Annotated in this window: 14 protein-coding genes; 10 read left to right on the top strand and 4 right to left on the bottom strand. The window is 27.8% G+C overall.

The annotated features are described in order from the left end of the window. Positions 1-106 precede the first annotated feature (106 nt). Both AC8IGH_RS02505 and AC8IGH_RS02500 read left to right on the top strand, forming a co-directional pair. Entirely contained in the window at positions 107-427 is a 321-nt protein-coding gene (locus AC8IGH_RS02505) for a 2Fe-2S iron-sulfur cluster-binding protein (protein ID WP_507419142.1), read from the top strand. A gap of 1 nt (position 428) precedes the next feature. Then, complete coding sequence (locus AC8IGH_RS02500) at positions 429-1,448, top strand: NAD(P)/FAD-dependent oxidoreductase (RefSeq protein ID WP_507419141.1); 1,020 nt, start codon at positions 429-431, stop codon at positions 1,446-1,448. 5 nt (positions 1,449-1,453) lie between these two features. On the opposite strand, the gene AC8IGH_RS02495 is transcribed toward AC8IGH_RS02500, so the two are convergent. Continuing rightward, positions 1,454-2,284, bottom strand: coding sequence for a glycosyltransferase (locus AC8IGH_RS02495; protein ID WP_507419140.1), 831 nt, complete (start codon positions 2,282-2,284; stop codon positions 1,454-1,456). 4 nt (positions 2,285-2,288) lie between these two features. After that, positions 2,289-3,662: a glycosyltransferase family 39 protein gene (locus AC8IGH_RS02490; RefSeq protein WP_507419139.1), complete on the bottom strand. Its 1,374-nt coding sequence runs from the start codon at positions 3,660-3,662 to the stop codon at positions 2,289-2,291. Positions 3,663-3,729: 67 nt separating this feature from the next. Here AC8IGH_RS02490 and dksA point away from each other — a divergent pair, with 67 nt between their 5' ends. Beyond that, positions 3,730-4,146: an RNA polymerase-binding protein DksA gene (gene dksA / locus AC8IGH_RS02485; protein WP_507419138.1), complete on the top strand. Its 417-nt coding sequence runs from the start codon at positions 3,730-3,732 to the stop codon at positions 4,144-4,146. Here the strand turns inward: dksA and AC8IGH_RS02480 are convergent. Then, positions 4,143-4,769 (bottom strand): glutathione S-transferase family protein, encoded by a 627-nt coding sequence (locus tag AC8IGH_RS02480; protein WP_507419137.1) that lies wholly within the window; start codon positions 4,767-4,769, stop codon positions 4,143-4,145. The two genes, dksA and AC8IGH_RS02480, sit on opposite strands and share 4 nt — an antisense overlap. 41 nt (positions 4,770-4,810) lie before the next feature. Here AC8IGH_RS02480 and AC8IGH_RS02475 point away from each other — a divergent pair, with 41 nt between their 5' ends. The 5 genes from AC8IGH_RS02475 to alaS all read left to right on the top strand — a co-directional run bounded on the left by AC8IGH_RS02475 (position 4,811) and on the right by alaS (position 11,678). Further along, a complete protein-coding gene (locus AC8IGH_RS02475; RefSeq protein ID WP_507419136.1) occupies positions 4,811-5,410 on the top strand; it encodes a 2-hydroxychromene-2-carboxylate isomerase in 600 nt (199 codons plus the stop codon). 11 nt (positions 5,411-5,421) lie between these two features. Continuing rightward, on the top strand, positions 5,422-6,330 hold the full coding sequence (locus tag AC8IGH_RS02470) for a hypothetical protein (RefSeq protein WP_507419135.1): 909 nt from the start codon (positions 5,422-5,424) through the stop codon (positions 6,328-6,330). Then, the gene (locus tag AC8IGH_RS02465; protein ID WP_507419134.1) at positions 6,331-7,677 is read left to right on the top strand and encodes a TolC family outer membrane protein; all 1,347 of its coding nucleotides are present in this window, start codon (positions 6,331-6,333) and stop codon (positions 7,675-7,677) included. It begins immediately after the preceding gene. A gap of 113 nt (positions 7,678-7,790) precedes the next feature. After that, positions 7,791-8,891, top strand: coding sequence for a recombinase RecA (gene recA, locus AC8IGH_RS02460; RefSeq protein ID WP_507419133.1), 1,101 nt, complete (start codon positions 7,791-7,793; stop codon positions 8,889-8,891). A 108-nt stretch (positions 8,892-8,999) separates the two neighbouring features. Beyond that, positions 9,000-11,678 carry an alanine--tRNA ligase gene (gene alaS, locus AC8IGH_RS02455; RefSeq protein WP_507419132.1) on the top strand — a complete coding sequence of 893 codons (2,679 nt, stop codon included), beginning with the start codon at positions 9,000-9,002 and terminating at the stop codon, positions 11,676-11,678. Here the strand turns inward: alaS and AC8IGH_RS02450 are convergent. Further along, complete coding sequence (locus AC8IGH_RS02450) at positions 11,675-12,889, bottom strand: NADP-dependent isocitrate dehydrogenase (RefSeq protein WP_507419131.1); 1,215 nt, start codon at positions 12,887-12,889, stop codon at positions 11,675-11,677. The two genes, alaS and AC8IGH_RS02450, sit on opposite strands and share 4 nt — an antisense overlap. A 62-nt stretch (positions 12,890-12,951) precedes the next feature. Between AC8IGH_RS02450 and AC8IGH_RS02445 the strand changes: the two genes are divergently transcribed. After that, positions 12,952-13,602 carry a phosphatidylserine decarboxylase gene (locus tag AC8IGH_RS02445; protein WP_507419130.1) on the top strand — a complete coding sequence of 217 codons (651 nt, stop codon included), beginning with the start codon at positions 12,952-12,954 and terminating at the stop codon, positions 13,600-13,602. Positions 13,603-13,619: 17 nt separating this feature from the next. Further along, the coding region (locus tag AC8IGH_RS02440) for a CDP-alcohol phosphatidyltransferase family protein (RefSeq protein ID WP_507419129.1) at positions 13,620-14,306 on the top strand (687 nt) is incomplete at its 3' end.

Raw genomic sequence — 14,306 nt, 5'->3', positions numbered from 1 at the left:
TTTCTCTTGATATTCTAAAAGAATCTTTTAAAAAAAATTTTTTTTTAACAAATTGTAATTTTAAAAACATAAATTCACTGTTATATGATCTAAGGTTTTAAATAAAATGCCAAAAATTACTTATATAGAACATAGTGGAAAAGAACATCAAATTGAAATGCCGACTGGTTACTCAATAATGGAAGGAGCTATAAAAAATTCTATTCCAGGAATTGATGCTGACTGTGGTGGATCCTGTGCTTGTGCAACTTGTCATGTTTATGTTGATGAGAAGTTTTTAGATAAAATTCCTAAAGCGCAAGAGGCAGAGCAAGATATGATCGACTTCGTTCAAGACGCTAACAAATTTAGCAGATTAAGTTGTCAAATTGTCATTACAAATGAACTTGATGGTATAGTAGTTAGAATGCCAAAAAAACAAAGTTAATATGATCATTAAAACTGACGCAGTAATTATAGGGGCAGGACCTGTTGGATTGTTTTCTGTCTTTGAACTAGGCATTTTAGGTCTTAATGCACATGTTATAGATAATTTAGATAAAATTGGAGGACAGTGTATCGAGCTTTATCCTGACAAGCCAATTTATGACATTCCTGGAATTCCAAATTGTACTGGGGAAGATTTAATTAAAAAATTAATTGAGCAAATAAAACCATTCAAACCAGAATTCCATCTTAATCAGAGAGTTAACGAATTAAAAAAAAATAACAAATTATGGCAAGTAGTTACAAGTGACAAAAAAATTTTTGAAACACCCAATATTATTATAGCTGGAGGCGTTGGATCTTTTGAACCAAGAAAAGTAGATATTAAAAATGCTGAAAAATTTGAAGGAATAGGTTTTTATTATTCAGTAAAAGATAAATTTAAATTTAAAGATCAAATAGTTGCGGTATTTGGAGGAGGAGATTCTGCTCTAGATTGGACTTTAGAGCTTTCTAATATTGCAAAAAAAGTTTATTTAATTCATAGACGAGAAGATTTTAAGGGTGCTCCACATACTTTAAATAAGATTAAAGAGATTGCAAAATCAGGAAGGATCGAAGTAAAAACATTTTATCAACTTAAAGGCATTAACGGGGATAAAAAATTAGAAAATATTGAAATACAAAAAAATAATGATGCAATAGAAACTTTAAAATTAGATTCAGTGATTGCTTTTTTTGGACTTAAAATGGAACTTGGACCAATTGCAAATTGGGGTTTAAATTTAGAAGAAAAATGTATTTTAGTTAATACTAAAGATTTTCAAACTAATGAACATGGTATTTTTGCTATTGGGGATATTTGCACTTATCCAGGAAAATTAAAACTAATTCTTTCTGGATTTCATGAAGGCGCCCTTGCAGCAAGAGAATGCTTTGCAAGAGCAAGACCAAATGAAAGTTTTGTTTTTCAATACACAACTTCCTCTACTCAGATACATAAACGATTAGGAATTAAATAGTTTCTTTAAGAAGAGTTTCTTTTAAAAAGAAGAAAAAGAGTAAAAATAATAAACGTGCTTATAACCGCGACTGGTAGTAGAAATAATAATAAAAAATTTTTTAAAAAATAAAAAATCAAAATTGAATAGATTATAAAAAATATAGATAATCTAATAGTAACTTCCGATCTAAATGTAGAGATGATTAGCAAAGAGTGTCTAATTAGTTTTAAAAAACTCATTTTAGTAGGGCCATGGTATCGAACTCCTCTTATGGATGGTATGTGTCTTTTGTTTTTTATAAATTTTGCAATTGTTCCTGAAAAACTTACAAAAAGATTTTTATTTTGAACTATTAAATTTAAATCTTTTTTAGGAATACACATAAAATTTCCAAATTTAATAGAATAACCAGTCAGAACTAGAGTTAATATCTTATGTAAAAAATATGATAATTTAAAAAAAATATTCTCAGAGCGTTTAATTCGATTTGCAGTTATGGTTTGAGATGGAAATTCAATAGATTTTAATATTAATTCTTTCACTTCCTCTGGCCTGTCTTCACCATCACCATCCATGACGATCAAATAATCAAAGTCATTATTTTTAATGAGATAATTAATTCCGTTAGCAATACTTTTTCCATGGCCAATGTTTTTTGAATTTTTAATTATTTCAATGTCTTTAAATGAATTAAATTCAATTGTTTTATTAAATTCTTCCGTTGAACAATCATCAACTATTAAAATTTTTAATTGAGCAATATTATTAATTTGCAAAGCTTGGATATTACTTAAAAGATTTGAAAGTGAGTTCCAATCATTAAAAACTGGAATTAATATTTTATAAGTTTTCATTTATCTATAAAAGAAAACATACATCATGATCATCTATTTTTTTATATAAAATATTTTTAATATTTGCATTTTTTCGATTGCATAAATTGGGACCAACATTTTTTGCAATTATAACACCAGGTTTTTTATAAAAATCATTATTTTCATCTAAAAAAACTTTTGGTTTATTACTTAAGTGATAGGATAAATTACCAGCGTACCATTCTGAGAAGCCAACATTAGATATTTTATCTTTAGAAAAATTTTTCCATTCTTTTTCAATTTGTGATGCTACAATTTTACCTTCGTAACCAGTTTTACTGTCAAAATATATTGATCTTAAAGAATATAAACTTGGTGAAATAATTAAAAATATAATTAATAAAATATTAAAATTTTTTAATTTTTTTAAATTTATTTGATCTTCATATAAAAATATAAAAAAAACTCCTATTAAGAAATAAAATGGAATCATCCACATTGTTCTTATTCTAGAACCAGTAATTATTGTCGTTATCAAGATTAAAAAGAATGGCAGTAAAAAAGAAAAAAATAAAAAAATAAATTTTTCATTATTTTGAGGAAGTTTAATTTTTATTTTTTTTATTAAGAAATAAATTAATAGAAGAAATGGTATTAATATTACAATTTGATTTATTAAAAATTTAAGCGGGTTTAAAAAATGATTGTAAATATTAAATTGATTTAATCCCCCACGTTTAAAAGCATAATATATAGTAGTAAAATCATTTTTTACTAGCCATTGCAAATGAGGCGTTACAATTAAAAAAAATATTAATAAAGTGTAAAAAAAATTTAAATTTATTTTATTTTTTTTAATTGTGATAAAAATTAAATAACAAAATAGAGATATTAATAAATAAACAAAAATGTATTTTGTTAAGAATCCCAATGCTGAGAAGATACCTAAAAAAATCCAATCGCTAATTTTATTATTTTTAATAGATCTAAAAAAAAAATAAATTGTTCCAATCCACAAGGGAATTTGACAAATATTTACGTTAAATTGGGGAGTTTCAAATGTATAAAAAGCAATACCTTCTATTGTTAAAATTGATAAAAGAATTTGAAATTTTTTTTTTAAAAAAAAAGAGGAGAATTTCCATAAAAAAATAAATGAAATAATAATAAATACTTGGCTTAGTAAATAATAGATCCAATCTTTATTCCCAAATATTTTATAAAGCAAACCAGGAATCCATGCGCTTAATGGTGGATGTTTTATATAACCTAACTCAAAATCTTGTCCCCATGCCAACGCTTCAATTACATCTAAGGGTAAATTTTTATTTGAAAAATATGGGACAAGTGTCCAAATAATTAAATGGTAAAGACATAATAGATAAAAAATTTTTTTTTCTTTACCGTGTTGCTTCATTAATGATGATTTAATTGATTCAATGCAACTTGACACTATAAAAAAGCCTCTTATATTCCACATCCTAATGGCTACAAAATTACCAAAAAATTACACACCTAGTGCTAAAGAAAAGTACATGTGTGCAAAACATAAAGAATATTTTAGACGAGTTTTAGAGGAATGGAAAAAAGAATTAACTCTTCAGAATGATAAAATACTTTTTAATGAATTAGATGATAATGACACTTCTGCAGATGTTGTTGATCAGGCTACATCTCAAACCGGTAAAGCAATTGAAATGAGAACAGTAAATAGAAACAAAAAACTTATTTCTAAAATAGAAAAAGCTGTTAAGAAAATTAAAGATGATACTTACGGATATTGTGAAGAAACAGGTGAAGAAATAGGTTTAAAAAGATTAATAGCTAGACCAATTGCAACTTTAACAGTTGAAGCTCAAGAACGACACGAGAGAGAAGAAAAAATATTTGCTGATAGTTAAGATATCAGAGGTATCTTTTCTCCTAAGTTTTCAGCATCGTAACCTTTTATAACAGCAGGTCTTTTAGAGATTTCTTCGTACCATCTTGACAAATTTAAATATTTTTTTATTCCAATTCCATGCCATTCATGGCGACACAACCACGGGAAAGTTGCAATATCAGCAATTGTATATTCATCACATGCTAAGTATTTGTTTTTTCCAAGTTGTATATCTAAATAATTATAAATTTTTTTTGTAATATCTAGAAATCTATTTTCAGCATATTCGCTTTTACCTTTATTAAATTTATAAAAATGATGTAGCTGCCCTAACATAGGTCCAACGAAACTCACTTGAACCATTAACCATTCATTAATATTTTTCTCATATTTTTGAGGGTAAAATTTAAAATTATTTTTTTTTGTTAGATAAATTAATATAGCTCCAGTTTCAAAAACTATATCTTGGTCATCAATTATAACTGGAATTTTGTTTAAAGGGCTAATTTTTGAGAATTTTTCAGAGAATTGCTCATTTTTATTAATGTCAATTCTTGTTAATTTATATTTTAATCCTAACTCCTCTAATAAAATAGAAATTTTTCTACCGTTAGGGGTTGGGTAATAAAACAAATCAATCATATAGCCTATTGGTTTTATTTAAATAGTTTATATAAGTACATATGAAAAAAATTTTGTATTTTTACAGCGTTGCTTCTCCATTCGCATATTTGGGAAATAAAAGATTAGTAGAAATTGCTAAGAAATATTCTGTAGAAATAATTGAAAAACCAATCGATTTAGTAGGAAAAGTTTTTGTAGCAACTGGAGGGGTTCCTGTGCCGCAAAGACATATATCAAGGCAAAATTATAGATTATTGGAATTAAAAAGATGGGGAGAATTTCTAAATATTAAGATTAACCAAAAACCAAAATTTTTTCCACCTAAAGACCCACATACACCGGCACTATTCTGTTTAGCAAGTATAGATATGGGAATAAAAATGGAATTTAGTTTTAAAGTATTGGAACATTTGTGGGCAAAAGAAAGTGATATTTCTAATTTAGAAACATTAAAATTAATTGCAAATGATTTAAAAATCAGTTTTGAAGATTTAAGCAAACTTGCAATGTCAGATAAAATTAAAAAAATTTACGAAACCAACACCCAAGAAGCAATCAATATGAATATATTTGGAGTTCCAACGTATGTTTATAACAATGAAATGTTTTGGGGTCAGGACAGATTAGAGTTATTAGAATATTCTTTGAAAAAGAAATAAGATTATTTTAAATGAATGAAAGTTTAATTAATAAACTTAATAAACTAAAAAATTCCTTTTTTATAAAAGATAATTTAAATAAAAATTTTAAAAATATTTACTCTAAAATTGCAGAATTAATTTTTATTAAAAAAAATTTTTTAAATAAACCTGTAATTATTGGCTTGGCTGGCGGTCAAGGATCAGGAAAGACAACATTCGCTCAGTTTTTAAAATTAATTTTAGAAAAAAAATATAGTTTAAAAACTATTACTCTCTCACTTGATGATATTTATAAAACAAAAAAAGAACGAATAAGAATATCAAATAAAATTAATAAATTATTTCTTACTAGAGGCGTTCCTGGTACTCACGATGTGAATTTTTTGATTGAATTTTTTAAAGTATTAAAAAATAATAATCTTAACAAATCTTTTTTAATTCCAAAATTTGATAAATCTATTGATGATAGGTTGCCCAAAAATAAATGGTATAATCTTAAAAAAAAAATAGATATTTTTATATTAGAAGGATGGTGCGTTGGAGCTAGACCAGAAGAAAATAATCAAAATTTAAAAAAGCCGATTAACTTATTAGAAAGTTTAGAGGATAAAGATTGCAAATGGAGATTTAATGTTAATCGACAGTTAAAGAATAATTATAAAGAATTATTTTCGTTCATTGATTTAATGATTTACTTAAAAGTGCCTAATTTTAATAAAGTTTTGATTTGGAGAACATTGCAAGAAAAAAAATTAGCTTATTCAATGAAAAAAATATCTAAGAATAAAAGTAGCATAATGTCAGAGAGCGAAATTAAAAGATTTATAATGTTTTATGAAAGAATAACTAAAAAGATGCTCTTAGATATGCCAAAATTTGCTGATATAATTGTACCTATAAATTCAAATCATCAACCTAAAAAAATTATAATAAATTAGATGACTTTCTTTAAAAGAATTTATTTTTTGTTTTTTTTTATAGGCACAAGTGCTTATGCAGTTGAGAACATAAATAAATCTTTAATATCTGCTTATTTAAACAATCCTAAACTAAATGCGGAAAGAGAGAGGACCAAAGCTGTCGATGAAAATTTAATTCAAGCCTTTAGTGCATTTAAACCAACAGTTACAATCTCTGCTTATAAAAGTGATACAGATAGTTCTAATATAACAACATCAACAGGATCTTCTTCACCTTCAACCAATGCACAAACCACAGCCAAATCAATTACAATTGAACAAAAGATATTTAATTTTGATGATATTTATAATTATCAAAAAGAAAAAAATTCTGTAGAAATTGCTAGATATACTTTAAAAAAAGTTGAACAAGATGTTCTTTTAGAAGCAGTAGAAGCCTATGCTGGAACTTTACTTGCGCAAAAAAAAGTTATTTTTAGTAAAGAAAATTTAGATTTGTCTGAAAAACAAGTTGAATTAGATAAAAGTAGACTGGAGCGAGGAAATATAACAATTTCAGATTTGGCACAATCAGAAAGTTCATTAGCTGCAGCTCAATCTAGTTTATTAAATGCTGAAAATGAATTGTTGATTACTAAAAAAAATTTTAAAAATATTATAGGATATGACCCTGTAGATTTAGAAGAAATAAATAATCTAAATTTAAGTTTACCTTCTTCTTTAGAAGAAGCATCATTATCTGCTCAAAAAGAAAATCCTATTCTAAAAATTTCTGAGTTTTCTCTTAAAAAAGCAGAAGATGAGCATAAAATAGCTATAGCTGAACTTTCTCCAAAATTTACTTTATCATTAGGCGTGACTGATTATGATGGATATAGTTCTAGTGTAGACAAAACAAAACAATCAGTTGCAAAAGCTCAAGCTTCAATCCCTCTTTATCAAGGTGGAAAACAGACTTCATTAATTATACAAAAAAAATCTTTGTTAGATAGCGCTGAATTAGATCTACAGAATTCTAAAAATATTGTTGAAAGAGATTCTTATTCAGCATGGTCGAATTATAAACTTTCCATAAGTAATTTTGAGTTAACAAGATTAAGAGTAAAGGCTTCTGAAATTGCTTATGAGGGTATTATTCAAGAATATGAATCTGGATCAAGATCAACTTTAGACGTAATTACATCAAGATCAACGCTGCTTGAATCAAGAGTGAGTAATGCAATATCTGATAAAGATAGAATTGTTTCTCAATTTAAACTTTTATCTTCAGTAGGAAGTCTTACAGCAAAGAATTTATCTTTAGAGACAAAACTATACGATCCTAACGATTATCCAAATAAAAGCTGGATAAGACATATTTTTTAGTAAAATATATATATATTTCAATAACTTATTAATATAATTGAAAATAAGAACAAAATGTGTACATTTATTTTATTGAGTCGTTAGACCATAAAATAAATTAAAAAAGGAATAAAATGACTAAAAATACTCTCAAAGTTGTAAATACTGAAAAAGCAGAAGATAAAAAAGAAAAACAGAAAGCATTAGATGCTGCAATAAGCCAAATAGATCAGAATTACGGAAAAGGTTCTGTAATGAGGCTAGGACAATCTAGAGTTCTAGATATAGAATCTATATCAACAGGATCATTAGGATTAGACCTTGCACTTGGAATTGGTGGTCTTCCAAAAAGTAGAATTATAGAAATTTATGGTCCAGAGTCTTCAGGAAAAACTACTTTATCATTACAAGTCATTGCTGAAGCGCAAAAAAAGGGTGGCATCTGTGCATTCATTGATGCTGAACATGCTTTAGACCCTGTTTATGCAAAAAAACTAGGCGTTAATACAACAGAATTATTAATTTCTCAACCAGATACAGGTGAACAAGCGCTCGAAATTGCTGATACTCTAGTTAGATCAGGATCTATCTCTGTTTTAGTTGTAGATTCTGTTGCTGCTTTGACACCAAGAGCTGAACTAGAAGGAGAAATGGGTGATCATCATATGGGATTGCAAGCTCGATTAATGAGTCAGGCTTTAAGAAAATTAACAGGCTCAGTTTCTAAGACAAACACTATGATTATTTTTATTAACCAAATAAGAATGAAAATAGGAGTTATGTTTGGTAGTCCAGAAACGACTGCTGGAGGTAACGCTCTTAAATTTTACTCTTCTGTAAGATTAGACATTAGAAGAATTGGAGCAATTAAAGACAAAGAAGAAATAATTGGCAATCAAACACGAGTTAAAGTTGTAAAAAATAAAGTGGCCCCACCATTTAAAGTGATTGAATTTGATATCATGTATGGGGAAGGAATTAGCAAAATGGGAGAAATTGTTGATTTAGCTGCCAAGGCAAATATTATAGAAAAAGCTGGCGCATGGTATTCCTATAAAGGTGAAAAAATAGGACAAGGTAGAGATAATGTGAAACAATATCTTAAGCTTAATCCAAAAATTGCAGCTGAAATTGAAATGGCTGTAAGAACAAATGCTAAACTAATTTCAGAAAAATTAAGTGATCATTCCGACAATATTTCGGAAGAAAAAGAAGACAACAAGGAAGATAAATAAGTTTAGTAAATTTTAACTAAATATTTTTAATACGTTAATTAAAGGCGCTTTGAAAAAAGCGCCTTTAGCATTCTAGACATATATATAAAAAGTTGTATCTATAAGTAAATGGGTACAAAAACACTTACTGAATGTCGTAGTATTTTTAAGAATTTTTTTTTTAAAAATTCTCATCAGATTGTAGATTCTAGTCCTTTAGTTCCTCAAAACGACCCAACATTAATGTTTGCAAACTCAGGAATGGTTCAGTTTAAGAATGTTTTTACAGGATTAGAAAAACTACCTTTTAAAAGGGCAACGACTTCACAAAAATGTGTTAGAGCCGGAGGAAAACATAATGATTTAGAAAATGTAGGTTATACGCCAAGACATCATACTTTTTTTGAGATGCTTGGAAATTTTTCATTTGGAGATTATTTTAAAGAATCTGCGATTAAATTTGCTTGGGAATTGATTACTAAAGAATATAAAATTCCTAAAGAAAAACTAACAGTCACTGTTTTTCATGATGATGATGAAGCATTTAACTTCTGGAAAAAAATTTCAGGCTTGCATGATAGTCGGATAATAAGAATTAAAACTAATGATAATTTTTGGTCAATGGGAGATACAGGCCCTTGTGGACCGTGTTCTGAAATTTTTTATGATCATGGCGAACATCTAAAAGGCGGACCTCCTGGTTCATTGGATCAAGACGGTAACAGATTCGTAGAAATTTGGAATCTCGTATTTATGCAATTTGAGCAAATTTCAAAAGATAAACGAGTTAATTTGCCAAAACCATCTGTAGATACCGGTATGGGCCTAGAACGTATCGCAGCTGTATTACAAGGAACGCACGATAATTATCAAATAGATTTATTTAAAAATATAATTAAGTCTGCAGAAAACTTTATAAATGTAAATGTTTCAGAAAAAAATATATCTAGCTACAGAGTTATTGCAGATCACCTAAGAGCTACAGCTTTTTTAATTGCAGATGGTGTTTTACCTTCAAATGAAGGAAGAGGTTATGTTTTAAGAAGAATAATGCGAAGGGCTATGCGTCATGCATTCACATTAGGATCTGATCTTCCAGTTCTTTATAAGATACTTCCAACTTTAATTAATGAAATGAGTTCTGAATATCCTGAACTTAGAAGAGCGGATTCTTTAATTTCTGAAAATCTAAAATTAGAAGAAGAAAGATTTTCTTTAATGCTTAAAACTGGAATGAAAATATTAAATACAGAGATTAGTAGTGTAAAAAATAATAAACTTTCCGGAGAATTAGCTTTTAAATTATATGATACGTATGGATTTCCATTAGATCTTACTCAAGATTTTTTAAAAGATAAAAAGATATCTGTAGATGAAGATTATTTTAATACTTTAATGTTAGAAAGTAAAAAAATTGCAAGAGCTTCATGGAAAGGCTCTGGTTCTGATCAGACATCTAAAATATGGTTTGAGCTTAAAGATAAATACGGTCCAACAGAATTTTTGGGTTATAATTCCGAGTCTTCACAAGGAGTTATTTTATCAATTGTTGATAATGATAATGAGATAGAAAGTTCAAATAAAAATTTAGAATTAGCACTTATTTTAAATCAAACACCTTTTTATGGAGAGTCTGGTGGCCAGATAGGCGACAAAGGTTATATTTCTAATAATAATTTTAATTTTGAAGTAACTGATACTAAAAAAATGTTTGGTGATTTTTATATTCATTACGGAAAGCTTATTTCTGGAAAAATTAAAAAAGGTGATGAGGTAGATTTGAAAATTAACTCAAAAAGAAGACAAGACATTAGAGCTTATCATTCGGCAACGCATTTACTTCACGAGTCGTTAAGAAGAACTCTTGGAAAACATGTAACCCAAAAAGGGTCATATGTCGGACCAGATAGACTAAGATTTGATTTTAGTCATAATAAACCAATAAACGATGAAGAAATGATCAAGATTAATGATTGTGTTAATAAAATTATTGAACAAAAGTCTGATGTTCAAACTAGACTTATGACACCAAAAGCTGCAGTTGCAGAAGGGGCTTTAGCTTTATTTGGTGAAAAATATGGTGAAGAAGTTAGAGTTTTAACAATGGGTCAAGATGGCAATAAACCTTTTTCTATTGAATTGTGCGGAGGAACGCATGTTAAAAATACATTTGAAATTGGAAAATTTTCAGTAGTCAGTCAATCACCTGTAGCTGCAGGCATAAGAAGAGTTGAGGCTTTAAGACAGGCTCAATTAGAGGAATTTTTAAAAAATAAAGCAAATCAACAAGATGAAATTAAGCAAAATAAAATAACTCAAATTAATGAGTTAGAAAAAAAAATAAAGGATTTAGGAGGCGATATTAAGGATTTAAAAGAAGAAGATTTTTCATTAAGAGTAATTAGTTTAAAAAAAATATTGGAAGATTTAGAAATAAAAAACATTCTATTAGATAAAAACAAAAATATAATTAAAGATATTAATCACAATAATATTAGTATTAGATTTCAAAAATTATTAGACTATCCGGTAAAAAGGATTCAGAATCTTATTGAAGACCAAAAAAGACAATTAATTAAAAAAATTATTATTTTATATTCTTTAAACGAAGGAAAAGTAACAGTAGCAGTTGGTATAACCAATGATTTAATTAATGAATTTGATGCATCAAAAATAGCTAAAGAGATTGGGATCATTCTTGGAGGAAAAGGAGGTGGTGGAAGAAAAGATTTTGCTCAAGCTAGTGGAGGAACTGATAGCTCTAAAATTGAAAGTTCTTTTGAAGAAATTTTAAAGAAAATTAATTAATTTAATTCTTTTTTAAGATTTGAATTTATGGTTTCTAAAAATTCAGTAGTAGTTTGATATTTTGCATCTTTATTAATTAAAATAGCAAGATCTTTTGTCATGTATCCTTTTTCTACACTTGAAACACAAACTTTTTCTAAAGTATTTGAAAATTTTATTAATTCGTTATTCTCATCCAATTTACCTCTATGAGCAAGTCCTCTTGTCCATGCAAAGATAGAGGCTATAGGGTTAGTAGATGTTTGTTTTCCTTTTTGATGTTCTCTATAATGTCTAGTTACTGTTCCGTGAGCTGCTTCAGCTTCAACGGTTTTACCATCTGGTGTCATTAATACGCTAGTCATTAGACCTAATGATCCAAATCCTTGCGCTACAGTATCTGACTGAACATCGCCATCATAATTTTTACAAGCCCAAACATATTTTCCGCTCCATTTCATTGCGCATGCAACCATGTCATCTATTAATCTGTGTTCATAAGTAATTCCGATTTCATTAAATTTAGTTTTAAATTCTTTTTCGTAAACTTCTTGGAATAAATCTTTAAATCTTCCATCGTAAGCTTTTAGAATTGTATTTTTTGTAGATAAATACACTGGCCATTTTCTTAAAATTCCATAATTCATACATGCTCTTGCAAAATCTTTAATTGAGTCATCCAAGTTATACATAGCAAGAGCAACGCCTGGACCTGTAAAATTAAAAACTTCATGTTCGATTGTTTGTTTATTATCCTCTGATATCCATTGAATTTTTAACTTACCATTTCCAGGAATCTTAAAATCTGTAGCTTTGTATTGATCACCAAAAGAATGTCTTCCAATCACTATAGGATCTGTCCAGGAAGGTACTAATTTTGGAATATTTTTACAAATAATAGGTTCTCTAAATATAGTTCCTCCTAATATGTTTCGAATGGTACCATTTGGCGATTTCCACATTTTTTTTAAACTAAATTCTTTTACTCTTTCTTCATCAGGTGTAATGGTTGCGCACTTAACTCCAACCCCATATTTTTTTATAGCGTTAGCAGAATCAATTGTAATTTGATCATTGGTTTTGTCTCTACTTTCCATTCCCAAATCAAAATATTTAAGATCTATATCAAGGTAAGGAAGTATTAGTTTTTGTTTAATAAAATCCCAAATAATCCTTGTCATTTCATCGCCATCTAGTTCAACAACTGGATTTTTTACTTTAATTTTAGACATGGTTTTTTTGATATTAATAAAAAATGTTTTTATATAGTATGTTTTTAACTAATTAAATAATTATGTTAGATATTATTTTTCCACCACTGCATAAAGAAGGCTATAGAATGTTAGCAATAGCAGTAATAATTACTATTTTATTAATTCTAATAAATAAAATCTTGGGACTTATTGGTTTTATTTTGACTATTTGGGTTTATTATTTTTTTAGAGACCCCGAAAGATACTCAATCAACGATGATAGTTTTTTAGTGAGCCCGGCCGATGGAGTTATAAGTTTAATAGCTAATGTCAGAGGTCCAAAAGAGCTTAATATGGAAAATCGAGAGTATCAAAGAGTAAGTGTGTTTATGAATGTTTTTAATTGTCATGTTAACAGAGTCCCTGTCTCTGGAAAAATAGATGAAATATTTTATAAGCCAGGAAAATTTATTGATGCTTCCTTAGACAAAGCAAGCGAAGATAATGAAAGAAATTTAATTAAATATTCTAATAGATCAGGAAAAACTTTTGCCATCGTGCAGATAGCAGGCTTAATTGCCCGAAGAATTGTTTGTGAGGTTAAAAAAGATCAGAATTTAAATCAAGGTGATAGAATTGGGATTATAAGATTTGGCAGCAGAGTCGATCTTTATTTTGAAAATGATTATAAACTTTTGGCAAAAGAGGGTCAGACTGTAATTGCTGGCGAAAGTTTACTTGCAAAAATTTAGACAATATATTTTTTAAGATGATCCACCCGCGATATATAATTCCAAGTATAATAAGTATATTAGGTTTGTGTGTTGGTTTAAGTTCAATAAAATTTGCTCTTAATTCTCAATTTGATTATGCAGTCATAGCAATTACTATTGCTTCAATTATAGATACAATGGATGGTAGAATTGCGAGATTAATAAAAGGTACATCAAAATTTGGAGCTGAATTAGATTCTTTAATTGATTTTATAAATTTTGGGGTTGCACCAGCAATTACAGTTTATATTTGGATTTTAAAGGATTTAACTAATATTGGTTGGTTGTTAGTTCTGTTCCATTCAGTTGCATGTTGTTTAAGATTAGCAAGATTTAACTTAGGATCTAAAATAACAATCGAAAAATGGAGAGAAAATTTTTTTACCGGGGTGCCTTCGCCTGCTGGAGCAGGAATACTACTCTTGCCGTTAATTTTATCATTAAGCGATGTTTCATTAGATTATGATTACAAAAGATTATCAATAATTTTTATTATAGCCTCAACTTTTTTAATGATAAGTAAAATTCCAACTTATTCTTTGAAAGGAATTAAAGTAGGCAGACCTTTTCTAATATTTATATTATTATTAATTGCTGCTTATTTTGCTCTTTTAATAAATTACCCTTTTAACACTCTATTATTCACAGGATTTATTTATTTATTCTTAATTCCTATTAGTTTT

Origin of the sequence: Candidatus Allofontibacter sp., assembly GCF_038145245.1 — a bacterium.
Taxonomy (GTDB): domain Bacteria; phylum Pseudomonadota; class Alphaproteobacteria; order Pelagibacterales; family Pelagibacteraceae; genus Fontibacterium.
This window is presented reverse-complemented; position numbering and strand designations above follow the sequence as displayed.